Source organism: Methylobacter svalbardensis, from assembly GCF_037671525.1.
GTDB lineage: Bacteria > Pseudomonadota > Gammaproteobacteria > Methylococcales > Methylomonadaceae > Methylobacter_A > Methylobacter_A svalbardensis.
This window is the reverse complement of the sequence record NZ_JAWPOH010000038.1, coordinates 1-26702: the sequence shown is the minus strand read 5'-3', so window position 1 is coordinate 26702 and position 26702 is coordinate 1. Positions and strand designations below refer to the sequence as shown.

19 protein-coding genes are annotated in these 26702 nt (G+C 52.7%); 2 read left to right on the top strand and 17 right to left on the bottom strand.

Features of this window, described 5'->3' with window-relative positions:
* Nucleotides 1-49 precede the first annotated feature (49 nt).
* The 9 genes from RW114_RS13905 to RW114_RS13865 all read right to left on the bottom strand — a co-directional run bounded on the left by RW114_RS13905 (nucleotide 50) and on the right by RW114_RS13865 (nucleotide 12184).
* Complete coding sequence (locus RW114_RS13905) at nucleotides 50-1579, bottom strand: sensor histidine kinase (RefSeq protein ID WP_340123356.1); 1530 nt, start codon at nucleotides 1577-1579, stop codon at nucleotides 50-52.
* Between the two features lie 235 nt (nucleotides 1580-1814).
* The gene (locus tag RW114_RS13900) at nucleotides 1815-3011 is read right to left on the bottom strand and encodes an ABC transporter permease (RefSeq protein WP_340123355.1); all 1197 of its coding nucleotides are present in this window, start codon (nucleotides 3009-3011) and stop codon (nucleotides 1815-1817) included.
* 152 nt (nucleotides 3012-3163) lie between these two features.
* The gene (locus RW114_RS13895; protein ID WP_340123354.1) at nucleotides 3164-4369 is read right to left on the bottom strand and encodes an ABC transporter permease; all 1206 of its coding nucleotides are present in this window, start codon (nucleotides 4367-4369) and stop codon (nucleotides 3164-3166) included.
* A gap of 95 nt (nucleotides 4370-4464) precedes the next feature.
* Nucleotides 4465-4842 (bottom strand): GxxExxY protein, encoded by a 378-nt coding sequence (locus RW114_RS13890; protein WP_340123353.1) that lies wholly within the window; start codon nucleotides 4840-4842, stop codon nucleotides 4465-4467.
* 80 nt (nucleotides 4843-4922) lie between these two features.
* Nucleotides 4923-5582 (bottom strand): ABC transporter ATP-binding protein, encoded by a 660-nt coding sequence (locus RW114_RS13885; protein ID WP_340123352.1) that lies wholly within the window; start codon nucleotides 5580-5582, stop codon nucleotides 4923-4925.
* Entirely contained in the window at nucleotides 5579-6724 is a 1146-nt protein-coding gene (locus RW114_RS13880; protein WP_340123351.1) for an efflux RND transporter periplasmic adaptor subunit, read from the bottom strand. The genes RW114_RS13885 and RW114_RS13880 overlap by 4 nt, the downstream gene beginning before the upstream one ends.
* A gap of 81 nt (nucleotides 6725-6805) precedes the next feature.
* The gene (locus RW114_RS13875) at nucleotides 6806-7783 is read right to left on the bottom strand and encodes a FecR family protein (RefSeq protein ID WP_340123350.1); all 978 of its coding nucleotides are present in this window, start codon (nucleotides 7781-7783) and stop codon (nucleotides 6806-6808) included.
* A 147-nt stretch (nucleotides 7784-7930) separates the two neighbouring features.
* Nucleotides 7931-10333, bottom strand: a complete 2403-nt coding sequence (locus RW114_RS13870) for a penicillin acylase family protein (RefSeq protein ID WP_340123349.1) — start codon at nucleotides 10331-10333, stop codon at nucleotides 7931-7933.
* A 198-nt stretch (nucleotides 10334-10531) separates the two neighbouring features.
* Entirely contained in the window at nucleotides 10532-12184 is a 1653-nt protein-coding gene (locus tag RW114_RS13865; RefSeq protein WP_340123348.1) for a cyclic peptide export ABC transporter, read from the bottom strand.
* A 792-nt stretch (nucleotides 12185-12976) separates the two neighbouring features.
* Here RW114_RS13865 and RW114_RS13860 point away from each other — a divergent pair.
* Nucleotides 12977-13489, top strand: coding sequence for an RNA polymerase sigma factor (locus tag RW114_RS13860; protein WP_340123347.1), 513 nt, complete (start codon nucleotides 12977-12979; stop codon nucleotides 13487-13489).
* A 93-nt stretch (nucleotides 13490-13582) separates the two neighbouring features.
* A complete protein-coding gene (locus tag RW114_RS13855; protein ID WP_340123346.1) occupies nucleotides 13583-13804 on the top strand; it encodes an MbtH family protein in 222 nt (73 codons plus the stop codon).
* A gap of 158 nt (nucleotides 13805-13962) precedes the next feature.
* Here RW114_RS13855 and RW114_RS13850 read toward each other — a convergent pair whose 3' ends face one another.
* From RW114_RS13850 to RW114_RS13815, 8 genes are all read right to left on the bottom strand, one after another.
* Entirely contained in the window at nucleotides 13963-14658 is a 696-nt protein-coding gene (locus RW114_RS13850) for a 4'-phosphopantetheinyl transferase family protein (protein WP_340123345.1), read from the bottom strand.
* Between the two features lie 7 nt (nucleotides 14659-14665).
* The gene (locus tag RW114_RS13845) at nucleotides 14666-16666 is read right to left on the bottom strand and encodes a carbamoyltransferase family protein (protein WP_340123344.1); all 2001 of its coding nucleotides are present in this window, start codon (nucleotides 16664-16666) and stop codon (nucleotides 14666-14668) included.
* A gap of 68 nt (nucleotides 16667-16734) precedes the next feature.
* A complete protein-coding gene (locus RW114_RS13840) occupies nucleotides 16735-17982 on the bottom strand; it encodes a PepSY-associated TM helix domain-containing protein (RefSeq protein ID WP_340123343.1) in 1248 nt (415 codons plus the stop codon).
* 67 nt (nucleotides 17983-18049) lie between these two features.
* Nucleotides 18050-20581 (bottom strand): TonB-dependent siderophore receptor, encoded by a 2532-nt coding sequence (locus RW114_RS13835; RefSeq protein WP_340123342.1) that lies wholly within the window; start codon nucleotides 20579-20581, stop codon nucleotides 18050-18052.
* 315 nt (nucleotides 20582-20896) lie between these two features.
* On the bottom strand, nucleotides 20897-25168 hold the full coding sequence (locus RW114_RS13830) for a non-ribosomal peptide synthetase family protein (protein ID WP_340123341.1): 4272 nt from the start codon (nucleotides 25166-25168) through the stop codon (nucleotides 20897-20899).
* Entirely contained in the window at nucleotides 25074-25499 is a 426-nt protein-coding gene (locus tag RW114_RS13825) for a TubC N-terminal docking domain-related protein (protein ID WP_340123340.1), read from the bottom strand. Before RW114_RS13825 ends, RW114_RS13830 begins: the two co-directional genes overlap by 95 nt.
* Entirely contained in the window at nucleotides 25496-26380 is an 885-nt protein-coding gene (locus RW114_RS13820) for a phosphopantetheine-binding protein (protein WP_340123366.1), read from the bottom strand. Before RW114_RS13820 ends, RW114_RS13825 begins: the two co-directional genes overlap by 4 nt.
* A 43-nt stretch (nucleotides 26381-26423) precedes the next feature.
* A partial coding sequence (locus RW114_RS13815; protein WP_340121884.1) for an IS4 family transposase occupies nucleotides 26424-26702 on the bottom strand: 279 nt, incomplete at its 5' end.

Genomic DNA, 26702 nt, shown 5'->3' with positions numbered 1-26702 from the left:
GACACAGACACAGACCCGACCGCACCACTGACAACAAGAGAAAGAAAACTTATGCGTCGCTACTTATGGGTAGCGTGAAATAAAAAGTGGTGCCTTTTCCAGATTCGCTATTAAAACGCAAAATACCTTCATGAGCTTCGATAAGTGAACGACTGATAGATAGCCCCATTCCCATCCCGTCTTTTTTAGTGGTATAAAAAGGCATCAATATTTTTTGTTTCTCGTCTTGAGCAAGTCCAAGTCCATTATCCTTTACCCTGATCTCTATTTCATTATTGAGCGTTAATTGGCTATGGATGCTTAATTGGCGTTGCTGTTTTGCGGATATGTTTTGTAAGGCGTCAATGCTGTTTCGAATCAAGTTTATGATGACCTGTTCAATTTGTATATGATCGACATAGATAGACGGCAGATTGTTTTCCAGGTCAAATGTTAACCTTATGTCGCTTTTTTTAACTTCAGCGATACACAGGTCGACAGCATCATGAATCAAGGTATTAACGTCGGAGGTTGAACGATGTTTTGCATGAGATTTGACAAACTCCCTCATCCGGTGAATTATCCGTCCCGCTCTCAAAGCCTGTTGCTGAGTTTTGTATAAGATCTCGGTGAGCTTTACCAGATCAGGATCTTCAGTGTTGACAAGGTTTAAACTGACTTGCGTATAGCTGGTAATCGCAGCCAGGGGCTGGTTGACTTCATGAGCGATGCCTGAAGCCATTTCACCCATCAACCCAAGGCGAGTCACATGAGCGAGTTCGTTCAGATGTTCTTTGTCTTGCTGCTCCCGGCGCTTGAGTTCGCTAATATCGGTAGAAATGCCGCACAAGCCGCAAACACTGCCGTTTTCATGGCGCAGTGGTTGCTTAGTGGAAAAGTAGGTGCCGGTAATGGTGCTGTCTTTGAGAGTAATCATCTCATCGACTGCTACTCGTTCACCCAATTCAATGACTCGGCGATCATTTTCGCGCAATCTTGCCGTGGTAGCAGCATCAAAAAAATCATCGTCTACCTTGCCAATAATGTCTTCCATCCCCTTGCCAAACAGTTGCCGTACCGGTTGATTGGCATACTGATATTGATGATTGTTATCCTTGATATAAATAAGGGATTCGACACTATCAAGAATGACGGCAAGTTTATTTTCACTTTCGCGCAACGCATTTTCTGCTACTTTTCTTTGCTCTATCTCGGCTTGCAGTTGTTCGGCACTGGGTAAAGACAAAGCACGCGGAGTAATCCATAGTGTCATTGCGGCTGTAGCGACCGAAAGAATCGCCGTAATACCTTTAAACAATCCGTCCAGCCAATATAAAGGTATCCATATCGTGATAGCCGACAGTAAATGCGTGGTACCGCAGGCAATAATAAATCCGGCAAACATAGCAACCAGCCACGGATAGGGAAAGCTTTTACGCTTCCGGATAAAATAAATGAGAATCAGAGGAATCGAGTAATAGGCAAGCGTAATCAGTATATCTGAGATGACATGCAGCCAAAGTAATACGGGGATCCACGACAGGCAATACCCATGAGGCAGGAGGTCTTTAATACCAAAAAAATCAATCAATTGTTGCATCTGTCAGGTGTACAATAAAATGTAGAGGTTCAGAATGGCTTCTTAAAACGCTATCTGCCCCCGCGTGATGTCATAAAAAAACCGAACTCCAAAGCATGTTTGAGAGTCGACTCCCTACCGATATGCTTATCTATACTTCCGGCGCACATCATACTATGTGCTAAGTTGAGTCAATCTTAACGCATTATTAGCCGAAAGGTTTTTTTGTTTCTTCAGATGAAAAATGTTACGTAAATCACTCGGCCCGCAAAGCCTCCAACGGCTCCAACCGTGCGGCTTTCATAGCCGGAACTACTCCGGCGGCTATACCGATCAACAACGAGACCGTAAAGGCCGCAATGATATAGACCCAGGCCAACTCCACCGGCAAAGCGGGCAATGCTGCCTCAAGTATCTTGACTAGGGCTATCCCCAGCAGCACGCCGCACAGCCCGCCTGCACCGCTTAGCGCCAAAGCCTCGCACAGGAACAGCTGGAAAATGGTTCGCCTTTCTGCGCCTACCGCCCGCAGCAAGCCGATTTCGGAAATGCGTTCGGAAACGGCGATGGTCATGATGGTCAATATGCCGACAGAGCCTACCAGCAAGGAAATACTGCCCAACGCCGCCACCGCCAGCGTCAGGATATTCAGGATGGAATCCATGCTTTTCAGCATCTGGTTCTGGGTAACGACGGTGAAATCTTCCCTGCCGTGCCGGGCAATCAAATGTCGTTTGATCGCATTTTCTACACCGGCAATCGCGGCATTGCTTTGATAGAGCAGATGGATTTCCATCAGGCTTTCCCTGTTAAACAACTCCAGCGCTTTGGCGGCGGGGATGTAGATGGTGTCGTCCATATCAAAACCGAGCGTCTGGCCTTTTTTTTCCATCACACCGATGACTCGATAACGGTCGCTGCCGATCCTGATGCGCTGGCCTAAAGGACCGGCTGTGCCGAACAATTCGGCCGCCAATTTATTGCCCAACACTGCAAAGGCGCGCGGATTGCTTTCTTCTTCCGGTAAAAATCGTCCGCTGACGACCTTGATTTTCCAGATCTCCGGCACCGCCGAACCGACCCCCAGCACGTTGGTGCGCCGCTGTTTTTCCCCTGCTTCAATACGCGCATTGCCTTGTACCATCGGGGATGCGGCAATAATATTTTCCACTTTGCTTAGGCTGACGACATCGGTGATGACCAGCGGCCTGACCGTGCTGATGGTTGCGCCCGACATGCCGAAGGTGGTGGTTTTGCCGGGATGAACGCTGACCAGATTGGTGCCGAACTGGGTGAATTCCGCCAGCACAAAGGTATGAATGCCGCGGCCTATCGAGGTTAATACGACCACCGCCGCGATGCCGATAATCAACCCCAATGCGGTCAGCGCCGAGCGCAGTTTGTGACTGATAACCGTCCGGTATGATAATGAGATCAGGTCGGCGTAGTGCATGCAATTATATTTTCAGTAGAAATTAAACGAATAACCCGAAGGACACGGAGATCACGAAGAGTACGAAGTTTTCAACATATTGAATTAACATAATTATCTCCTTCATGTTCTTCGTGTCCTCTGTGGTAAATAATTCTTCACAGTCCCGCATGTTATCGCTTCGCCAACGCGGCAATAGGATCGAGATTGGCCGCTTTCCTGGCCGGTAATACACCGAACAACAGTCCCGTAAACAACGACACCGCCAAGGCGGCGAGCAATGCCCAGCCCGGTAGTTGCATCGGAAAATCCGGGTAGAAAGCCTGCAAAACCCCAAGTGTTAAGTACCCCAGCATCACGCCCAGCACTGCGCCTGCCAGCGACAACATGGCGGCCTCGGACAAAAACAGCCACAGCAGCTGCCGCTTGGTCGCGCCTAATGCTTTCAGCAAACCGATCTCGGACGTGCGTTGCGTGACGCTGACCAGCATCACATTCATAACCAATACACCGGCCACCGCCAGGCTGATGCCGGCGATACCGGAGACGGTCAGGGTCAACGCGGTCAATATTTTATCGAAGGTGCTGACCACGCTGTCCTGGGTAATCAGCGTCACGTCGTCCTCGCCTTCATGCCGAGCCTTGATGATGTCGCGGATTTCATCGACCGCCTTGTACATGTCCGGCTTGGATTTGGCCTCGACCAGAATCCGGAATAATGAATGGGTATCGAACAAGGCCTGTGCCGAAGCCACCGGTATGATCACGATTTCGTCGAAATCGGTGCCGACCGATTGCCCTTCCGATGCCAGCACGCCGATCACCCGAAAACGCCGGTCATTGATACGCAACCATTGCCCCAGCGCCGGTTGCTTGGCAAACAGTTCATTGCGTATGGTTTGGCCGATCACGCAAACCGACAGGGCTTTATCGATCTCGGTTTGCGGCAGAAAACTGCCTTGCGCCACGGTCAAACGGCGCACCCGTCTTAATGCGTGGGTCGAGCCCAGAACATTGGTTTCGCGCTCCAGACCCAGCGCTGAAACCGGCGCAGAACCGATGGTCAGCGGCGCGATGGCGGCAATATGACGGCTACGTAACAAGGCCTCGGCATCTTCCAGTGTCAGATCCCTTGGCGTTTCGCCAAATAGCGGCGGCTGTCCGCCGGTAGTTTCGGTACGCCCCGGCAGCACGATAACCAGGTTCGTGCCCAAGGCTTCAAACTCGTTCACCACATAACGGCGGGCGCTTTCGCCCAAGGCGGTCAACACCGAAACCGAAGCGACGCCGATGCTCATTGCCAGGATAATCAGCCCTGCGCGCAAGCGCTGGGTGCTGATGGCGGCTAAGGCTTGGGTTAGGGTGTCTTTGATGAACATGGTTTGTTTGCTCGTAACCCATAAGAAAAATGTTTTATAGCCAATTCAGCATTGTCCACGAAAAACACGAAAAACACGAAAGGCACGAAAAAGCTTTATAGCACAATCCGTTCGACTGTTGCTTTTGGATAGCAACCGAAATTGACTAGCAAACCCAGACGCATTTCTGTTGCTTTCAGGTAATTCAGTACCTGCGCCTTATGCGCTCCCGTTGTGGCAGAAAGTGCTTTAATTTCAACAATAATAGATCCATGGCAAATAAAATCAGGAATATAAGTTTGTCGCAACGCCTCACCCTTATAAAAAAGCTTCAGCTCTTGGTGTGCGACAAAGGAAATCCCGCGTTTTAATAACTCCTTTCCCAAGCACTCTTGATAAACAGCCTCAAGAAAGCCGCAACCCATTTCCCGATACACGTCAAACACAGCACCTTGTATCTGGTATACATTCTTCTCTATGCAAAATTTCCTCATCCATTTTTCGTGCCTTTCGTGTTTTTCGTGGACAGTGTGTAAAATTATGTCCTCCCAGTAATTTTTTTATTGATTGCTCATTACCCTATCTGCCCATCGACAATGCGGATTTTGCGGCGCGCCCGGTCACCCACATTCTGGTCATGGGTAATAATCACCAATGTCACGCCCTGCCGGTTAAGCCCTTCCAGCAACTCGATAATTTCCTTGCCGGATTTGCTGTCGAGATTGCCGGTCGGCTCGTCCGCCAATAAAATCGCAGGGCGCATAATCATGGCCCTGGCAATCGCGACGCGCTGTAGCTGTCCGCCGGAAAGCTGGTCCGGCCGGTGGTGGGCCCGATCCTGCAGACTGACCGATGCCAGCGCCTCAATCACACGCTGTTTGCGCTCCCTGACCGCTACGCCCGCCAGTATCATCGGTATTTCAATGTTTTCAGCCGCCGACAAACGCGGAATCACATGAAAAAACTGGAACACAAAGCCGATGTTTTCACGGCGAATCTTGGCGAGTTCGTCATCGTCAAGCTGGGTTACCGGCTGATCGTTCAGGAGATACCGACCCGAACTAGGCTGGTCAAGCAGGGCTATCACGTTTAGTAAAGTCGATTTACCCGAACCCGACGGCCCCATCACCGACACATATTCGCCTTTTTCGATGGTGACGCTGATGTCATTCAAGGCATGAACGGTCTGCTCGCCAACCTGGAAATAGCGGTGGATATGTTCCAGCCGGATCATTTTTGTACGCGGGCATACGCGCCTGCCACCACGCCCTCACGGCCTACCGACAACACGACCTTGTCGCCGGCATTCAGGCCCGACAGCACTTCCACGGTGTTCCAGTTGACCAGGCCCGGCTTAAAGCTGCGCTCTTCCAGCAAGCCGTCTTCATGCATCAGCAAAACCCGGTTATTTTCCAGCACCGCCTCGGCAGGCACCCTGAGCGCCTGGGGTTTACTGGACAGTAACACTTCAATATCGGCGCTGTAACCGGGCAGCAGATCTTTAAGATCCTTGGGATCGGTTAACTTAACCTCGACCTCGACGGTGCGCGCCTGCTTTTCTTTTTCCAACACATAAGGCGCAATGCGGCTTACCGTGCCGGAACAGCGTTTATCGGTGAAGGCATCCAGCGACACGCAGGCGCTCATGCCGGTTTTGATCTGCGGCGCGTCCACTTCATCAATCGGCGCTGACACGTACAAACAGCTGACATCCAGCAAATCGATGGCGGGCAAGGTCGGAATGCCCGGCGGCGATGGCGTGATAAATTCCCCCAACTCGGCATTGATTTCAGCCACGGTGCCGTCGAAAGGCGCGAGCACCAGGGTGCGTTCGACAGCGGCCTGAACCGCGTCGCGGTTGGCCTGACTGACGGCAATAGCCTCAAGCGCCGCGTTGCAGGAGGCGCGTTTGGCTCGCGCGCCGGTCGCTTTAATATCGACCTGTTCTTCAGAAACAATATGATCGAATTTTTGCAAACGCGACAAACGCTCGGCCTCGCGTTCGGCACCGGCTCCCAGCTGGCAGGTTTGTTCGGCCGATGCCCGGTTAGCCCTGATTTGAGCTTCCTGCAGCTTGACCTGCGCTTTCAGGTCCTTATTCCAGACTTCCAGCAGCAATTGGTTTTGTTTGACGCTGTCGCCTTCCTTGACATGCAATTCGGCAACCTGCCCGCCTGTTGCCGGCGCCAGATAGGCGCGTCTGCAGGCTTTAACCGTACCGACGCGGGTATTGGATACCGTCGCCCTCACCTCGCCTTGTTCAAGCGTGACGATTTCAACGTCAACAAATTCCGGCTGTTTGGTGAAAAAATAAACGGCAACCATCAACGCAATGCCGATGATGATAATGAGTGGTTTTTTGCCCGGTGAAGTCATATGTTGAATAACCAATAGTCGTTTATGTTGAAGCGCTTATTAGGCCCAATCATCAGGCCAGTGGTCAACTTAAAACCCATATTACCCGACAATCACCAGCCAGTCGGTCAGATAGGTCATTTTTACCGACAGATTTTTCCCCAGAACTTTCAGCATGTCGTCAGACTCACGCAAATTGATGCGGCCATTGATTTTGAGTCCTCGCAGGGTATTGTCCTTGTAAATCACCACACCGGTTCTATAGCGGCTGATCTGACTAATAACGCTTTCCAGCGGGGCATTTTCAAACACCAGAAAACCGTTCACCCAGGAGGTTGACAGCGTCGAATTCAACAACAGGGTTTCGCCAAGCCCGCTGGCGTCAGCCGATACGGCTTCACGATCATGCAAAATCACCGGCTGCTTCAAGGTACGCCGATCTGTCACTTCAACGCGGCCGGACACGACCCTGACTTCATCGCTGCCGCTTTTTTGATGCACAAAAAACCGGGTTCCCAATACGCGGGTCGTCGAATGATCGGCCTGGACAATAAACGGCCGGCTGGGGTCGGGTTTGACTTCGAAGTAAATCTCGCCTTTTAACAGTTCAACCTGGCGTTGCGGGCCATCCATGCTGACCGCAATGGCACTGTCGGTATTCAGCATGGCGGTGGAACCGTCATCGAAATAGACGGTTTTGCGCTCACCTACCCCGGTCGAATAATCGCCTTGCATCAAGACCGCAAGTTCGTTGCTAAACAGCAAGGTTAAGGCCAGACAGGCGGCCATCGCCAACGGCAACTTGACACGAGCAAGGATGATTTTTTTGTGGGGTACTATTCGGTGTTTTTGGGCGGCGTCTGTCAGTGCTTGCAGCAGGTCGGCATCACCCCACAGCTTGCTGATTTCATTAAAGGTGTCGCGATGCGCATCAGCCTGATTCAACCATCGAAAAAATGACGCTTTTTCTTCACCGGTGACATTGTCGGCCCGTAACCGTGTAAACCAGGCCACCGCTTGTTCGTCAATGTCGTTATTCAGTTCGGATTCCACACTGTTCGCCTCGTTTTTCTGTTTCATAAGTAACTACTCAGTTTCTGCATAGAAAGCTCGCCGTAGATAAACGCAACCGGCGAACCGATTCTACCAAAAGCCATAGAAATGGCTGAATAGTAGCGTTTCATAATATTCATTCTACCTAAAAAATTTATTATATCCGCTTGTTTTTTACTTGATATGCGGCTGTAGCAATAGCGTGTGTTCAGATTTTCCCGCCGTCAATGCCATCGGCAAGCCCTTGAGCCAATAATCCTGCTGGTCCCGGTAATAAGGCGACAAGGGCTGACCCGATTGGCCGCCGGGCATATGCAGAATGGCGTCTTCAAAATGACCCGGCGAGACCACCAGCCGTTCGCTGGCTCCGAAACCCGGCCCCGCCGCGCGAACGCAAAAAGCGCAACCCGGCAAGGCTTCGCCCGGCATATCCAGCAAATCGCTCAGTATCGGCAAGGCCTTGGAAAACGGATGCGCTTGCTTGACCTTGTTTAGCCTGCCCCAGTTCAGTTCCATTAATGCCACCCCCGGATGCTGGGCTTGCACCTGCTGCAAGCCGTGTTTCAATTGCCCCAGAATAAAGTCGTCCCAGTTGCGATAATGCGCCGCATCGGGCAGTGCGTGCGGCGGCTTTTCGTTCAGCAGGGCTTGCAACGGCGTATCGATATAACTCCACGAATAGCTGAAGTTTTTATCGGCATCCCGGCTGGCCGACAAAAGCGGCGTAAATACCGCCTCGACCAATTGCTTGCGGAACTCGACCAGCAACGCAAATCCCAGACTATCGACATCGGCCCGGCCGTCCCAGGCCAGCAGATAATCGCGCGCCTCGGCCAACTCCGGCTGCCGCGCAACCGCTTCCTTGGTCAAAATAGTTAAGGCCAACTGCTGATAGTAGACATAGAACTCGCTTTCGGTATCCAGTTGCAGATTGAACATCGCCTGTTCGCCGATCTTGGGCAAAGGCGTCAGTTTTTGGGTAATCCTGTAGGCGCGATAACCGTTGCCGAACTGGTGGCCGATCACATACGGATAATTTTTACCCAGACGGCGATCGTTGGCCGACGCCAGAATACCCTCGGGCGGGTCGATGACGCGCGGCAAATCCCCGGGCTCGACATAGCCGTTCCAGCCCACACTGCCGTCCGCCCAGGAACGGCTGACCAAGCCGTCATTGCCGAAGCGCTTGGGGATTTTGCCCATCAACGTCCAGGCGATATGGCCTTGGTCGTCGGCCAACAACATATTCAACTGCGGACCGCCGCTGCTGTTGACGATTTTTACCGCCTGCTCCAGGGTTTCGCCTTGTTCCAAATCAAACAAATTGAAGTTGAACGCATCGGCATCCAGCGCCACCCAATGAATCGCCACCGGCTGATCCAGCAACGGCTGGTTGGCGACCGGCCCCCAGAGCGTCTGCTTGACCACGATCTGCTTGGCTGCACTGCCTTTGACGATTATGGTTTCAGGGTATTCGTCGAAGCGCCGCCATTGCTCACCTACCCGGTATTGATCGGGATCAGCGGGATTGATGTCGAGCCGCACCAGATCCAGGAAATCGCCGGACAGATTGGTTGCTCCCCAGGCAATATGGCGGTTGCTGCCGACAATCAACAAAGGCGTGCCGGGCAAGGTCAAACCTGCGGCATGGGTATCGCCGTAATTCAGCTCGATGCGGTACCAGATATTGGGCACCGATATGCCCAAATGCATATCGTTAGCCAAAATGGCCCGCCCGTCCCAGGTCTTCTTGCCGCTGACCGCCCAGGCATTGGAGCCGGCCATAAAATCGGACTGCTGAACCAGCTGCGCCAGTTGACCAGGAGCAGTCTTATCCGCTGGCTGATGGGCCAGTGCGGATGCCAAGGCCTCGACAGGAATCGCCTGCGCCGGGCGCAACGATTCGGCCTGTTTTTGCAGACGTTCGGTGTAAAAATCGGTATCCGGCGTTAAAAACCGCATCACAGCTTCCGGCAAGGTTTTTTCCATCACGCTCAGCATGCGTTCGCCGCGCTCCTCCCAGGCCGTCAAGTTCTCGCACATGCCCAATACCACCAGCAGACTGTCCTCGGGAGTCCAAGGCTCCGGTTGATAGCCCAATACGGTAAACTCGAAAGGCAGTTTGCCGGAGTCTGTCATATAGCTGTTGACGCCGTCGGCATAGCTTTGCAGATATTGCCGGTGGTCCGGCGGCAGCTTTGCCAGTATCGCTTTTGCCTCCCGATGGAAACCGTAGGTTCGGGCCTTGATGTCGCTGTCCAGCGCCATGTCGCCAAAAATTTCCGCCAGGCGCCCGGCGCTTTTACGCCGCATCAGCTCCATCTGAAACAAACGGTCGCGCGCGGTAACATAGCCCAAGGCTCGAACCGCATCGGCACGGTTCGCCGCGTCGATGACCGGCATGCCGTGCGCATCGGTTTGTACGCGGACCTCCGCCGTCAGCCGGTCCAGCTTCACCGTGCCGTCAAGTTGCGGCATGGAGTCATGCAAAAGCCAAAAACCGCCGCCTATGGCTATCGCGGCTACACTCGCCAGCGTCAAGCCGCAAAAAAAAACAATTTTTCGAATATTCGCCATTGCCATCCACTATTGTGAAATTATTAATTCAATTGCAGCTTTTGTTAAGTAACTGATGTTACGTACTGTCCACGAAAAGCACGAAAGACACAAAAAAGCTTTATAGCACAATCCGTTCGACTATTGCTTTCAGGTAGTTCAGTTACTTTGAGCGGGACGGGACGCCCTACGTATGCAGGACAAAGCTTATCTGGATAACTATGCCATGATGGCATTGTCTGTTTGCCTGCCGCTGCCGGCTTTTTCCATCGCGACAATCTGACCTTCTTCCAGCTTGATGCAGCGGTCCGCCACATAAAAATAGCGGTCGTCATGACTGATGACCAATACTGTTTTGCCTCGGGCTTTCAGGGCCGGCAGCAGCTCCGTATAAAATAAATGCTTGAATTCAGGATCCTGATCTGCCGCCCACTCATCGAAAACATAAAAAGGCCGGTCTTCCAGGTAAGCGACCAACAGCGCCAAGCGTTTGCGCTGGCCTTGCGACAAATCCACCGAGGAAAACCGACCATTATCAACCCGCACTTTATGATGTAAATGCAGACGCTGCAAATAATCGGCGATGAGGGCGTGATTTTTCTCGTCATCGACCCCATACAGCTCGTCAAACAAATAAAAATCCGAGAAAATCACCGAAAAGTTTTGCAGATAATCATCCTTATGACAATCATCAACCGCTGCACTGTTCCAGCGAATAACCCCCTGCTCCGGCGTGTAGAGTCCGATCAGCAGCATGGCCAGCGTCGTCTTGCCGCTGCCGTTGCCGCCGATTAAAAACACCAGCTCCCCAGGTTTAAAGTCCAGATCGACAGGCCCCAGGGTGAAGTTGCGGTTTTCCTTTTCCCGATGAAAACTGTGCGTCACACCTTGTAGCGACAGCCCTGAAAACGTTGCGCAAACCTCGCGTTTATCAGGCGCATCGGCCGGAACCGCCTGCTTTTTGAGCTGGTCGCCGAGTTGCCGGACTTTTTGTAACGACACCTTGGCGCGGCCAAAAACCGGCAAGCCGGTGGTGAGTATGCTCAGCGGCGACATCATGAACAAAAACACCAGCGCATAGCCGCCGATCACCTCCCGATCGATAGCCTGCCACACCGGAAAAACATAAAGGATCGCGCCTATGACCAGGTAATACAATAACAGCGCCCACTGATTGACCAGCAAATAAGCCACGTCCCCACGAAAAGAATGTCGACGATAGGCTTCGGCGCTGGCCGCCAGAGACTGCGCCATAAACGCGTCGCTGCGCTGCCGGTGCAACTTCAACTCACGGATGCCTTCCGTCAAAGCTCGAAAACCGCTGCTGAGTACATCGTATTCTTCCCGCGCCCTGAGTACGTTTTTTTTGGGCAACCGGCTGAATAAATTAAAACTCAAGACCCCGAATGCAATCACCCCGCCCAAAACCAGCGCTAACTGCCATGACAACCAGCTCAGATAAGCCATACAGCCGGTCACGATCGCAAAATTAATGCACACTACCGGCAACAATTGACTGGCATTGGCAATCGCCGATATGTCCTCGGTCAGATTAGCCAATAACGCCGACTTGCCGAGTTTTTGCAGAAAAGGATAAGGCGCGGCAAGAATCAAGCGGCTGATGTGGATGCGCAGATCGCAAACAATCTTGGCGCTGAGCCGGTTGAGCAGATAATGCGACAAAAAACCGCTGAACAATACCGCAACAGACAATCCGGCAAACAGCCACGGCAAAAGTTTGGCATCCAAGGTATTCGACAGCGTCGAATTAATCAGCGCCACCAAGGCCGCACTGCTTAATCCGCTGATGATGCCGGCAAGCAGTACGCTAACTATCGTCAGCCAGGAGGAGCGGCATAAAAAAACCAACATAAACTATTTTCCTTTAAGCTCGCGTATAAACATTCAATGCGTTAGAACAAACCCTATGCCGCATATCAGACCTCAAAGCCAAAGCAGGCCTAATAATAGGACGCTTTAGGCGCTTTTTAACCTCATCCGCCCTGCTAAAAAAATGCCGTTGCACACCCGCTAACCCGACATGCCCGATCAAATCCTAAAAAACCGCAGCCGTGCGACGCCCGCATCGCGCTTCTAAAAAACTATGTTACTGAAGTTTCCCAGTTTTAGGGGGGATGCACAGGCATGTAGGGGTATATTTGTTAGGGTTTGCTACATCTAACGTAAAGCTTATCAAAAATAGCCACAACCCAGTAGTTACGGCAATTCACCTTTCCAATTTCTGGGAAACTTCAGCTATGTTATTTAACGCATTATAAGTGCGTCATATGCCCTATTTTTCAAATACCCCCCTTGTTTTTAAACTAAGCAATTGAAATAAATAGATTTAAAAGTTGGCCCGCTAATTGCTTATATAATAATCAGGGCTGCACGACAAATACGGCCTAAGCCGGTTCAAAACAACATATCGACACTCTCCGGCAACTCAACCTGCCGTGCAGGCCCGGTATATTACAAACCGCTGCCTGTCCGCCGATAGCCGCGGACTAACAAGAACCACGGAAGCACGTATGTTTAAGCTATCCCGATACCCGCTATCGTTTCGTCAAACAGCCCAGGCAAACCACTAACGCCGCCAGAACTCAACATACCGGCGCACCAGCAAGATAAATATTCTTAACAACAACGAAGAGGGATTTGAACTTGAACGTAGAAGCCATTTACTTAAATCACCAGTCCGAATTGCAGTTTCATTTGACCCGGATTGTCGACTGCCCGGATATAGCCGCCGACCTTGTTCAAGAAAGCTTCATTATTTTTTTTCGCGAAGTGCAAAAACAAGCTATCGATCATCCTCGCGGTTTTCTGTTCAGAATCGCCAAAAACCTCGCTTACGATCACATCAAGCATCGAAAAGTAACGGAAAATTACCAACAAACCAAAGAACAAACCCTGCCCCCGCCCAGCGAATTCCCCTCCGCCGAGGCACTCGTATCCGTCGATGAAAGGTTAGCCGCCATCACGCGGATACTGGACGAATTGCCTATGCGCACCCGGGAGATATTTGTCCTGAATAGAGTTTACGGCATGACCTATGCCGAAACCGCCAAGGAACTCGGCATATCCGATAGCGCCGTTGAAAAACACATGGCCAAGGCCCTGCTGCACTGCCGTATACAATTCAAAATCCACAGCCTGGATCAGCATGACCACTGAGGTATTTTGCCGCTACTATCGTCTACTTTACGGAAACCATCCCATCGCATGATCGGGTGTGTTACGGCAATTACCCATCATCGGAGAATAACAATGGCTTGGGACGACGACGAAGACACGACCCTTTATCAGGTTGTGGTCAATCACGAAGAACAATATTCAATTTGGCCTGACTACAAAGAAATACCGGGCGGCTGGCGGACGGCCGGAAAAATCGGCAACAAACAGGAATGTTTGGATCACATCAAGGACGTCTGGACGGATATGCGTCCGTTAAGCTTGCAGATACACATGCAACAAACGGCGTCACAATAGCCCGTAAATATAAAAAGACGGGATTTACATCACATCTTTACGCTATCGCCATTAAACTTTATATGTGGGCGCGAATTTATTCGCGCTTTTTAACACCAGCCTGCTCCGCGAATAAATTCGCGCCCACAATATACAACCGCAACTGTTTTCGGCTTAACTTAATGGCAGTGTTCAAGCCGCTTAAGCTCAATTCCTGTATAACATTTCGCCGGAACCGTCAACGCGGCGCTGATGCCGCGGCCAACATCCAGATCGACCAGCGCCCAATCCCCAGCAGGACCATACCCTTCCGGCACCGACAAAAACCGCGCTACACCGGCCGGCGTAGAAACCACCTTGGAAACATCCAGGCCGAGACCCACGCCGATGGCTTTTACAAAACTTTCCTTCCTCGTCCAGAGCCGGTAGAAAAACTCGTCTTTGCGGCTTGCCGGCAAGCCGCCCCAGAAATTGCGTTCGGCTTCGGTAAAACAGAGGCAGGCGATTGAAGCGCAGTCGACGCTGTTATTCCAGACTTCGATATCAACACCTATCCGACCGTCCAACCCGACTGCCACCAGCATTTTATCGCCGGAATGCGCCAAATTGAATTGAATGTCATGCTCCAAGCCGTCGACAACAATGACCGGCTTGCCAAACGCCTGCGGCGCATAAGTAATTGTTTCAGCAGCTATGCCCAGGTACCCGGCCAGGATCAGCCGGAGCTTGCCGTGACTGGCAACATAACGCCTGCCGTGTATCGCTTGCACGAAACGCAAGGCTTTGCCCTGCTCATTCGTGTCCAATAGCAGCCAATAATGCCGGTACCCTTCGTCGGTAACGGCTAATTCTTCCAGCCATAAATCGATAGCCATAAAATCATCATCGTTTGAGATCGGGATGCAACACCAGCAACCGATCCGACCACAATCCCGGCAATTCCGCCAAAAACTGCGCTTGCTGCTCCGTTGAAAATCCCAAAATAAACATAAGCTGCCCTACAGACCGTTCCCCGTCCGCCGCCTGCAAGACCCGGTACCCGACTTCCGACAATGCATGGCGCCGTGCGGAATCGTAATTCCAAACCAGCGCGTAACTGAACCCCCGTTCGCTATGGCTGACATAGCGATCCTCTCTTATCAACAGCGCCGCTTTCGGCAAGCTGACGATTAAGCCGGCCAAGTCCTCAGGCTGCCAGTCCTTTTTGCGGGCCAAATAATCGCCCACGACCAGATAATCCAGCCCGGACGTCAAATAACACACCACCGCATCGTCGATGCTGTCGACAATAGGCTCGGCATTGTTATTGAACGAGGTATTCAGCAAAATCGGCATGCCGGTTTTGCTGCCGAACGCGTCGATCAACTCCCAATAGCGCGGATTGGTCGCCCGGCTTACGGTTTGCAGCCGGGCGCTGCCGTCTACGTGGGTGATCGCAGGCAATTGTTCGCGCAATTCCGGTTTGACCTTCAGCACGAAGGACATGAACGGGAAATCGGCATGCTCCCCCGGCACTTCGAAGAAATCCCGTACCCGCTCTTCCAGGATCGACGGCGCAAACGGCCGGTAACCTTCGCGCATTTTGATCATCGCATTGATCGTCTCCTTGTGCGCGGCGATGCGCGGATCGGCCAGAATGCTGCGGTTGCCCAAAGCCCTGGGGCCGAATTCCGAACGGCCTTGCACCCAACCGATCACCGCGCCGTCGATTATCAGATCGGCGACTTGCTCGGAGCGGTTGTCCAATTTTTCAATGTGCAAAAATGCGTGCCAAGCCGCTAGCGCGTCACCGACTTCATCGTCATGAATCGGCGTTCCCCAATAGGCATCGGCAACGCGCGCAAACGGCAGCTCCGGTTGCATTTGGTGGGCGACATAAGCCGCCGCACCGTATGCACAGCCGGAATCACCGGCAAATGACGGCAGAAAAACATCCTCAAACAAACCGGAACAGAGTATCTTGCCGTTCATGCTGCTGTTCTGGCCGACGCCGCCACTGATGACCAGACGGCTATGACCGGTCAGTTGCCGGAAGTGACGCAGGATATGAAAAACGATAGCCTCTAACGCTTCTTGCAATGCCGCCGCAATATCCATGTGGACTTGGGTGAACGGCTCGTCACGGCCTCTCGGTTGCACTAACTCGTACATGTCCATAATACGATGCTGATGGATGGTGTAATCGCCATCCGGCAGCAACTCATAAAAGCGATTGAATTTCTGCCGATAAACGGCCGGATCACCGTAAGGCGCCAAGCCCATCACCTTATATTCGTCAAAATCCTTATAGCCGAGAAAAGCGATGACGTTTAAATAAAAATGACCCAAGGAGTCCGGGACCGATTTCGTCCCGAGTACATTAAAGTTCTTACCGTTTGCATCGATCACCATCGCCGAGACATCGTCGCCCTCACCGTCGATGGTAAAAACCAGGCTTCTATCAAACCCGGACAGATAGTAACTTGCGGCGGCATGCGCAACATGATGATGAACAAACCGGAAGATTTGCGGGTTTAATTGATACCCGAATTCGCGTTCGAACAGGTATTGATACAAATGCCTGACATCGGGAAACTGATTTAATAACGGCGTAGTCAACCGGAATTTTTTAAGCGTGTTATTCAGGAAATCTTCGCTGGCATAGAAGGCTATCGCATCGACATCATCCAGCGACTTGTCCGCGCTTTCCAGGCAAAAACGCACCGATGACGCCCAGATTTTATTACTGTGTTTAATCCTGTTTAGCCGTTCTTCCTCAATCCCGGCAATGACCTTGCCATGTTCTATCAGTACCGCCGACGAATCATGCCCCAAGCCGGTATTCGTCATGTCCAACGCGTCGAAAACCGGATCGATACCACCCGTTAGTCCCAAAATCAGCATATCCCTCAAGCCCCCGTTATTGTTTATGATCTTCTATCGTTCGATTCTTTTGCCCGGCGACGCGGCAACTATCCGATTTCGCCGGTTGCTAGCATCGGCCGCTTGCTTTTGCTCTGTTTTTGCTGCTTAGCCTTGCGTTTTTGCAGCCAGCGCATAATGCCGGTGATGTATAAAACCAGCGGTGCAAAGCCGGCGATACACCACAGGATACGGCCGGGAAGCCCTAAGGCCTGACCGTCGTGCAAAGGCCACAACAGATTTAAAAATGTCTCGCCGGAAGTAAACGTTTGGGGATCCTGGACAGCCAGCACCTTGCCGCTGTATTGGTCTATCCAGACCTTGCTGCGCGGACGCTTACGGTTGGCTTCGCCGGCTTGTCTTTTGGCAACCATGTAAACGCCGTCCTTACTGTCCGGCGTGCCTATGCCGCGCAATTCCGCACCGGGAAAAACCTGATCGGCGATAACTGCCGCTTGTGCGATTGAAATAGGTTCAGCGATATCCGCCACCGTTGATTTAAGCGTGGGATTCTTTAAGTGATCCGCTTTGACGGCGGAAAAAACGTTTACCAGCGGCTTGATATAGTCGTTGTAGCTGAACGCAAAGCCGGTAAAGGCAATGACCAGCAACAGCGCCGAACCATAGAATCCGGTGATTTTGTGCAGATCATAGTAAAACCGTTGCGTACTTGAATGGGGCTTTATCGTCAGCGCATTTTTAAATTTCCCGCCGCGCGGCCACCACAGATAAAGCCCCGACAAACAGCAGACAAACAGGAAAACCCCAAAAAAACACACCACCTTAGCGCCTACTTTACCGATCTCCGCACCTATTTTTCCGGTCAAAAAATCGGCGTGCAGTTCGTAAATCAGACTGGTCAATGTCCGGCCCCAGAAGTGTTCCGAAACTATCTTTCCGCTATAAGGATCGACCAGTATTTCCAGAGGCGCAAACAGCTCATGTTTAGTTTCTTCAGGTTTTGGATATTCCACCCAGACATAATCGCTCCGGTAACCCGGCAAGACCATGAACCAGCCGCCGGTTCTTTGCGGATGCGCGGCCTTAACGGTTTGCATGATCTCGTCCAAACTACGCGGCTTTGCCTGGCTTGCGCCAGGTAAAGCCGGTAGACCCAATTCCCCGAGCTCGTAATAAAAGACATTACAGGAGCCGGTCAATCCCAGAATTACAAATACCAGGCCAACCGTCAGCGCAATCGTCAGGTGCAGATTTAGCCAGAACTTGCGGGTGTTTTTTCGCGAAAACAAGCGCTGAGGATTGCTTAGGTTGAATGCCCGCTGCGATTCTTTAAGCATATGATTCTATATCGGAATGTGGGTGCGTTGGGTCAACAACTTTATCGCTAACCCAACGTGGTTTCGATTAAAATTCTACCCGGATGGAACCGATAGCCGTCAGCGGGGCACCGATGTAAACGCCATTGCGCGGAGAGACATTGGCATTGAGATCGGTGGATTCATAATATTCCTTATCGAGCAGATTGCGGAGATTGAACTGTGCAGTGACCCGGGTTTTCTTGATGTTCCATCGGTAAGCGGCAAAAGCATCCATCCGCACATAACCCGGCATCTGGAAACTATTGGCGTTATCGCCTTCGCGCTGTCCCGCGGCAATACCGCCGAGACCAAAACTCAAGCCTTTTAGCATGGCATAACCGTTTAGATCATATTTAAGCCACATACTTCCCGAATGCTCAGGAATGTTATTCGCTCGATTGCCTTGCGTGCCGCCGGTGAAATCTTTAACGATTCGCGCATCGGTGTAGGCATAACTACCCACCAGACTCAATGCGTCCGTCACATGCCCGGTTAGGTCCAGCTCAATACCCTGGCTGCGTTGTTTATTGGCTATTTTATCGAAGAGGTTAGGAGTACTCAGGTCGTTGACCAGAATATTGTCTTTGGTGAGATGGTAGTACGCCAACGTTGCGATAAAGCGCTCATCGAATAATTGTGTTTTGACACCCGCCTCAAACTGCTCGCCAATTTGCGGCGCAAACGTTTTCCCATCGGCTGCCGGGGCATTGTTGGCGCCAAACGAAGTCGTCCAGTTGCCGTAAACACCCAGCTCTTTAATGGGCTGGTAAAGAATGCCTACCCGCGGACTGAAGCCTTCATCCTTACGAAACGGTATTGGGGCTGCTCCTGAAACATTCGCAGAATCAGCGGTAACATTCCCCGTTTTAGCCCAGTCATAGCGTCCCCCACCCATAATATGCAGTTTGTCCCACAAAGTGATGTGGTCTTGAAAATAGGCACCGTACCATTCATCTTTAGATATGGTTAAGTTTTCTCCCGGAAAATTGGTTGTGTTATAGGCATTCTGAAACAAAGCTGGACTGATTCCGTAACTTGGATTAAAAATATCTAACGCCAAAGCCGGGTTAGGGTTAATAAAGTCGCCAAAAATGGCATAGTCCGAACGGTGCTGAAAATAATCAAATCCCACCAGCGTCTGATGTTGTGTAGGCCCGATGTCGAACTTTCCGGTCAAGTCCAGATTGGTATGATAAGTTTCCTCATCGGTAGATTGATGGAAGATGTTCCGGTTTAAAGTATGTCCATCTGCCTGAAAAGCATTACCGAATGCAGGCGCGGGATTGACAAATGTTTGGTCGGCATGTTCCAAATTGGCCAGGAATCGGCTGTGTATGGCCCAATCTTCGTTGAACCGATGATTGATTTCAGTACCGACATACACCTTGGATTGATTATCGAGCGGATCGTTAGGATCGCTACCGTATGAGCGATTGATAGGAACGGACGCCGGCCGTTTGCCTATAACCGGAACACCCAGATCGGCTTGAAAATCCTGCTCCATCCCCTCAACGCTGAGCGTCATATCGGTCGCGTCGGTGAGTTTCCAGGTCACGGCGCCCGCAGCATTGACTCGGTCGTCTGAAATAAAATCCCTAAACGAGTTATTGTTTTGATAGGAGCCCGTGAAGCGGTACAGCACAGACTTATCATCGGTGACCGGGCCGGTAGCGTCCCACTGGGTCCGATAAAAATCATACGAACCGATCTGCTGCTCCAATGAATAATAAGGCGTATCCAGCGGCTTCTTGGTGGTGACGTTGACCAGCCCTCCCGGCTCGGCGCGGCCGTACAAAACGGAAGCCGGGCCCTTGAGGACTTCAATGCTTTCCAGGTTGGAGGTATCGAATTCGCTTTGCAACCCCCCGAAACCTGCCAGCAGTCCGTTGCGGTAAGTTGAGGAGGTCCGAAAGCCGCGCAAAATAAACCCGGTTCCCATACCCAAAGTAGATTGCGTGCGCACGCCGCTGACATTTTCCAAGGCATCTTTAATGCGCGAGGTTTTTTGGTCATCCATCACCGCCCTAGGCACCACCTGAATAGACACCGGCGTTTCCATAATCGGCGTATCGGTTTTGGTGGCCGAGCTGGCACGAGTGCGGTTGTAATCGGGATTATAGGGGTCGTTGTCGGCATAGCCGGTTTTACCTGTTACCGTCATTGCTTTCAACGTGGTCGTGCCCGCTTGCGGCTCCGCAACGGCCACTTTCTCCAATGTCACGCTATTGTCTCCCGTCGAGCGGTAAGCCAAGCCGCTTCCTCGCAACAGCTCATTCAGACCGTCCTTAACGCCGTAATTGCCCTTAAGCGGCTTGGATTTTGCGCCTTCTGCCATAGAGGCCGGATAGCTTAATTCCAAACCGGTTTTCTCCGCGAAACTATTCAACGCGGTAGCCAAGTCGCTGGAAGGCAGGTCGAATTGAATTTTTTGGGCATTGTCCGCTTCCGATAACGCCAGTACAGCGTGACAAACCGCTAAAATAAAGACTCCTTTTATGAAACATGCCTTGATCTTTTTTTCTGGATTAACCGCTATTTCGCCGAAAGAAAAGTTCTTCTTTTTATTATTATTAACCATTCTGGAATTTTCCCTAGTAGTTTCGTACCTGTGGTAAGTTCTTAAAAAACCGAACCTAATGACTTGCGGATATTGTTATCCGTACAATCTATGCATTTACCAAAAGGAGACGAGCAAGCTTAAAATCCACCCCACCCACAAAAATTATTTTGTTTAAAATAATTTCCATTAACCTGAAAATGGCGATTGAGCTACGGATTTGACGGATAAACATTGAGTATGGAATGGTTTTTTATTCACCACGAAGACACGAAGGACACGGAGAAATAAAGTTTCGTGCCCTTCGTGTCTTCGCGGTGTTCTTTATGACAACAGTTAATAATGCTCCGGCTCCAGCACAAACCCGCTGCGCTTGAAATAGGCCTGATAGCGCGTCAACAACTCATCATCCAACAAGGCGCACTCAATACCGAGCTTCGACAGGACACTATGCGTTTCGCTGCAATCGTAGCGGATAGCGTCTTCCGCCAATAACTCGGCCTCACCCTCCCGGTTTTGATCTGAAAACATCGACAGCAACGGCAATAAGGCGAAGTCTTTGCGGTTGGCCTCGCCGGTCTCCAGTACCTTTTGCACCCAGGCCCGATAAGAAATACGCTCCAAGCGATAACCTGCCCGGCTGAACCCGTCGATCAACTGATCGGAATAAGGCGGGGTGGGATGATTTAAATGGAAACAGCCGCCGATGGAACTCGGCTGCAACGATAGAGAGACAATGGCCCGGCTCATGTAATCGACGGGCGCCATATCCATGCGAACCCGTTCAGCAGGCGCGTAGCCCAGTTGTATGCAACCTTTGATCAACCGGCACAGAAAATCTTCGGTATTCCAGATGCCGCTATCGCTTGCTCCGGCAACGGTAGCCGGCCGATAAACCGTTACCTGAAATCCGCGATCTCTTGCGATGCTAACCAATCTTTCCGCCACCCATTTGCTCTGCGCATAACCATTGACCAAATTTGCGCCGGGTCTCGGCTCATCCTTTTCCTGGTAGCCCAACGGGTTAACGGCGGACGTTTCGCCAAACACCGACAGGGTTGAGACATAATGAACAGCTTTGGTTCTGCGGTAACCGGCGAGACGCAGCACTGCTTCGGTCGCCAAGACATTGGCGGCTTTTAACGCGCTGTAAGGCTGAACAAAGTTGACCTGCGCTCCATTGTGGTAAATCACGTCAACCTGCTCGGCAATTTCCTTGTAACGCGATTCGGTGAGTCCAAGCCGCGGTTCCGCTAAATCGCCGCACACCGCAACAACCCGACTCCAATCGATACCGTCTTGCAGCTCGAAATAGCCGACTTGACGTTGCAGCCGGGTCAGGGCCTCCCGTTCATCGGCCGCCCTGATCAAGCAATAGATTCTAGCCTGGGTTTTCTCCAGTAAGTCGGCCAGCAAAAACGTGCCTAGAAAACCGGTAGAGCCGGTTAACAGCAAGGCTTGAGCCTCGGCCACTTCGATTGCGGCCAATGCTGTCGGAACAATTTCCGGATCAAGTTCCGCTTCGGCCTCAAGATCGAGCAGCTCGTCGTTTTCCCTATCGCCGTCAATTAACCTGATTTGTGCGGCTAGAGTCGGATTCTCAAACACATCCACCAACGCAACGTCGACACCCAGGTTTTTTTGTACGGCAAACACCAACTCTATTGCGAGTAACGAATGACCGCCCAAATCAAAGAAATCATCATGCGTACCGACCTGTTCGACACCCAACAAATCCGCCCAGATGGCCGCCAGCTTTGCTTCCGTTTCCGAAACAGGCGAATCGGCTTTTGCTTTTGACACCGCATCATTAGCAATCCCCGTCAATAATGCCTTACGGTCGAGCTTACCGTTTGCCGTCAACGGTATCCGCTCAAGAAAAACAAAAACGCCTGGCAGCATATAATCGGGCAATGAAGCTTTAAGATTTCCCCGCAACACTTCCGCCGTAAGTCCGCCGTTGCCGACCACATAAGCAATTAATTGCTGATTTTCCCTAACCAAAACAACCGCCTCATCCACGCCGGGTTGCTCTATAAGCCTGGCCTCGATTTCCCCCAACTCAATCCTGAAGCCGCGTATTTTCACCTGATCATCGATACGGCCTAAAAACTCGATGTTGCCGTCCGGCCGGTAACGCGCCAGGTCGCCGGTTTTATACAATCTGCCGCCGTTGTTCCGGAACGGATCGGGGATAAACTTTTCCGCCGTCAATTCGGGACGCCGCCAATAACCGCGCACCACGCCTGCGCCGCCGATATGCAGTTCGCCCGATACGCCGACCGGAACCGGGTTTCCGCTACGGTCCAGGATATAAAGCCGGACGTTGCCGATCGGCCGCCCTATCGATAGCGGCCTGTCCAGATCGTCCCGACCCGCCAGGTAAACGCTGCTCCAAACCGAACCTTCGGTCGGGCCGTATTCGTTGTAGAACGGCACCTGCGGCAACGCCGCGTAGTGCTGTTTGACCACCTCGGTTGAACATGCTTCTCCGGCAACGATGGCCGTTTTCAAGTTTTGCAGCGCTGTTCCCGCTTGTTTCAGCAGCAACGCATAAAAGGACGGCAACGCCAGCAGATGCGATACCCGCCGGTTGGCAATAATGTCGGCCAGTGCCGCCGGGTCTTTGGCTGCGGCGTCGGTCGGCAGGCACAGACAACCGCCCTGCCCCAGCGTCCAGAACAGTCCGGCCACCGAACTGTCGAACGCGAACGAGGACAGCAACAAATAGGCGCTGACCGGTTCCCGATAGTGGGCAAACCGCGCGGCTGTCGAATGTACCGCGTTGCGGTGCGAGACCATCACGCCTTTCGGCTGACCGGTAGATCCGGAGGTATAGATGATATAGGCCGGATCGAGCGGGTGATTGCAGGATGCCGGATTGTCGGCAGGCCATTGCGCAATGGCCTGCCAATCGCTGTCCAGATAAACCGTTTCCTTGGCGCTATGCGGCGATGCCGCGTCCAGCCGTTGTTGGGTCAGCAACACGGCAATCCGCGCATCCTTAACCATGTAGGCGATGCGCTCCTCGGGATAATGAGGATCGAGCGGCACATAGGCCCCGCCCGCCTTCAGTATGCCCAGCATGCCGACCGCCAGCTCCAGCGACCGTTCGACGCAAAGCCCGACCAAAACCTCCGGCCCTGCACCCCTGGAACGCAGGTAATGGGCTAACTGATTGGCTTTGGCATTGAGTTCGGAATAGCTCAGCGTTTGCCCTGCAAACGCCACCGCATCCGCATCCGGCGTTTTTTCGACTTGCGCTTCGAACAAGGCATGCAAACTTTGTTCGGCAGGATAATCGGCGGCGGTGGCATTAAAACCGAACAACAGTTGCCGGCGTTCAACCGCCGACATGATATCGATAGTATCCACCCGCTGCAGAGGATGTTGCTCCAGTGCGGTGACCAACGCTGCCATCGCGGTGCGCAGATAAACGGCAATCCGCGCCGGATCGATCCCGCCCGCGCATTGCACGGTCAAGCCAAAACCCTGCCCCAGATCGTCCACCGACAGCGTCAGCGGATAATTGGTGCGCTCTTCGCTGCTGATCACGCGCATGTCTTCCCATTCCAGCAGCGCCGCTTGCTCCGGCGCGGCAGTCAGGGTCGAGTGCCGGTAATTCAGCAGCGCGGTAAACAGCGGCACCGAGGCAGGCACGGCGCTGCAACGCTGGGCCAGCGCAAGCGAGGCTTGCTCGTGCATCAGCAATTCGTTCAAGTTGCGATGCGTGCTGCCGACCATTTCCTGCACCGTCCGGCCGCGCATCGAAACCCGTATCGGCAAGGTATTGATGAACATACCCACCGCGCTTTCCGCCCCGAAACTGCCGCCTTGCAAGCGGCCGGACAACACGGTGCCGAACACCACATCGTCGCGACCGCTGCATTGCCCCATCACCAAAGCCCATGCCAGATGAAACAGGCTCGCCGGAGTCACGCTGTGCTGCCGCGCGCTGCTGCGTATGCGTCGCGCCAAATCCGCCGCCAAAGGCAGAACCGCTTCGCCGACTTGTCCGCCGCTGCCTTGCACATTCAACAACCCGAACGGCGCGGTCGGTTCGTCGATGTCACTCAGCTGCCGACGGAAATAGCTTTCATGTTCCGCTTGGGGAACCGAGCGCATTTGGGCGATGAAATTCCGATACGGCTGCACGGCCGGCAGTTGTCCGGCCCGGCCGTCAAGCAGCAGCCGGATTTCCGACAAGATCAGCTGTAGCGTATAGTTGTCGTCGACCATATGATGGTTGAGCATCGCAAACCAGCATTCCTCCGATTGGCTATCCTTGATCACATAGCCTGCCAGCAGCGGCGCTTGTTGCAGATCCATCCTGAGCCGACGCGGATCGGTATGTTCCAGCAGGCATTCTTTTATCCGGTCTTTGGCTGCCGGGGCCAGTTCCTCAACCGGCAGCAGTGCCTGGCGATGCACGACCTGCACCGGCTGCGACAAGCCGCTCCAGCGCATGGAACTGCGCAAGATGTCGTGCCGGTCGATCACCGTCTGCAATGCGTCAAGAAACGCATTCAGCCGTGTGCGGTTGTCGAACACGATGATGGAGCGGGTGATGTACGGGTCGCCCTGCGTTTCCAGTAAATGATGAAACAAAATGCCTTCCTGCAACGGCGCCAACGGATAAATATCCTGAATGCCGGCTGCGCCCTCCGCCACGCTGGCGACGATCAGATCGATCTCGTCCTGGGTCAGGCTGACCAGCGGTCAGCATATCTGGGGTTATTTTCTGAGGTGCCGCCGCATGCGCTTCCATAACCAGGCCGTTCCTGAGCGCGGCCAGAAACTCCTGCTTATGGGCTTTCAGTCCGGCCATTAATGCCTGGTCCATTGCGCCTTGCGGTGCGCGGACGACGAGTTCGCCGTCAAGCTCGCTGATAACGATATTTTTTTCCTGCATCGAGGCAAAGACTTGCTGCAAACTCATAACCGAAACTCCTCAATAACGGGGTTGCTTAACGACTGCCCGAAATAATCGGGTATTAAATTGGGCGGCATTGCCAACGCGTGGCCATTGCACTGCTTATCGCCGATGACTGCCGCCAGCGAGCACAGCACCGGATTGGCGAATACCGCTCGGGCTTCAAATGCCCAGCCTTGTTGCCGCAGGCGTTCGACCAGCGACAACGCCATCAGCGAATGGCCGCCCAACTCGAAGAAATGATCGTTGCGGCCGACGCGTTCCAGTTCCAACAGCTCCTGCCAGATGCGGGCCAGCGCAATTTCTATCGGCCCTTGCGGCGCTTCGAAACAATGGCTGAGCACCGCATCCGCGTCCGGCACCGGCAATGCGCCGCGATCGAGCTTGCCGTTGGCGGTCAGCGGCAGGGCCGGCAGGATGACGAAGGCGCCGGGCAGCATGTAGTCGGGCAAGGTCACGGCCAATCCGGCGCGAAGGGCGGCAATCGACAGCTCGCTGCTGTGGTCTTTGGTCAAATAAGCCACCAGCCGCTTATCGCCAAAACCGTCTTCGCGGGCGATCACGACCGCCTCCCGCACCCCGGAATTCGCACTTAGCCGGCTTTCGATCTCGCCCAGTTCGATCCTAAAGCCGCGTATCTTGACCTGGAAGTCGTTGCGCCCCAGGTAATCGATAGCGCCATCCGCCAACCGGCGGCCCAGGTCGCCGGTTTTGTACATGCGGGCGGCCTTTCGGAAAGGATCGGGCATGAACCGCTCCGCCGTCAGTTCCGGCCTGTTCAGATAGCCGCGGCCGACCGCAATCCCGCCGATATAAAGCTCGCCGCTAACGCCTGACGGCACCGGTTCCAGCCATGGGTCGAGAATATAGATGGCGGTGTTGGCAATCGCATGGCCGATAGGGACGATCCCATCTCCTTACACACAAATACTAAACCAGTCCATCTAGCTTGCGGGCTATCTGTATTCCATACACGCAGTCTTGTATTCTCTGGAACCCTTTCCATATGCTTTTAGCGCCGGGCTCTCCATCCGATTTCCTGCCTAAAAAACCACCTAACGTCGCTAAATTCCGTAGCACCTCATTAAGCGTAGGTGTTTGTTCTGGAATGTCCTTGTCGGCTAATACAAAAGAGGACTTCCATTCTAAAGGGTCAAATATCAAGTCTGCTGACAAGTCAGGACAGACCCGCCCTAATCGCATTAAATA

Bases quoted from the DNA above. Each gene is read 5' to 3' on its own strand.
- RW114_RS13900 (WP_340123355.1), bottom strand. From the start codon at position 3,011: ATGCACTACGCCGACCTGATCTCATTATCATACCGGACGGTTATCAGT.
- RW114_RS13865 (WP_340123348.1), bottom strand. From the start codon at position 12,184: ATGTTGGTTTTTTTATGCCGCTCCTCCTGGCTGACGATAGTTAGCGTA.
- RW114_RS13895 (WP_340123354.1), bottom strand. From the start codon at position 4,369: ATGTTCATCAAAGACACCCTAACCCAAGCCTTAGCCGCCATCAGCACC.
- RW114_RS13840 (WP_340123343.1), bottom strand. From the start codon at position 17,982: ATGCTTAAAGAATCGCAGCGGGCATTCAACCTAAGCAATCCTCAGCGC.
- RW114_RS13885 (WP_340123352.1), bottom strand. From the start codon at position 5,582: ATGATCCGGCTGGAACATATCCACCGCTATTTCCAGGTTGGCGAGCAG.
- RW114_RS13850 (WP_340123345.1), bottom strand. From the start codon at position 14,658: ATGGCTATCGATTTATGGCTGGAAGAATTAGCCGTTACCGACGAAGGG.
- RW114_RS13880 (WP_340123351.1), bottom strand. From the start codon at position 6,724: ATGACTTCACCGGGCAAAAAACCACTCATTATCATCATCGGCATTGCG.
- RW114_RS13825 (WP_340123340.1), bottom strand. From the start codon at position 25,499: ATGAGTTTGCAGCAAGTCTTTGCCTCGATGCAGGAAAAAAATATCGTT.
- RW114_RS13855 (WP_340123346.1), top strand. From the start codon at position 13,583: ATGGCTTGGGACGACGACGAAGACACGACCCTTTATCAGGTTGTGGTC.
- RW114_RS13905 (WP_340123356.1), bottom strand. From the start codon at position 1,579: ATGCAACAATTGATTGATTTTTTTGGTATTAAAGACCTCCTGCCTCAT.
- RW114_RS13890 (WP_340123353.1), bottom strand. From the start codon at position 4,842: ATGAGGAAATTTTGCATAGAGAAGAATGTATACCAGATACAAGGTGCT.
- RW114_RS13875 (WP_340123350.1), bottom strand. From the start codon at position 7,783: ATGAAACAGAAAAACGAGGCGAACAGTGTGGAATCCGAACTGAATAAC.
- RW114_RS13835 (WP_340123342.1), bottom strand. From the start codon at position 20,581: ATGGTTAATAATAATAAAAAGAAGAACTTTTCTTTCGGCGAAATAGCG.
- RW114_RS13845 (WP_340123344.1), bottom strand. From the start codon at position 16,666: ATGCTGATTTTGGGACTAACGGGTGGTATCGATCCGGTTTTCGACGCG.
- RW114_RS13870 (WP_340123349.1), bottom strand. From the start codon at position 10,333: ATGGCGAATATTCGAAAAATTGTTTTTTTTTGCGGCTTGACGCTGGCG.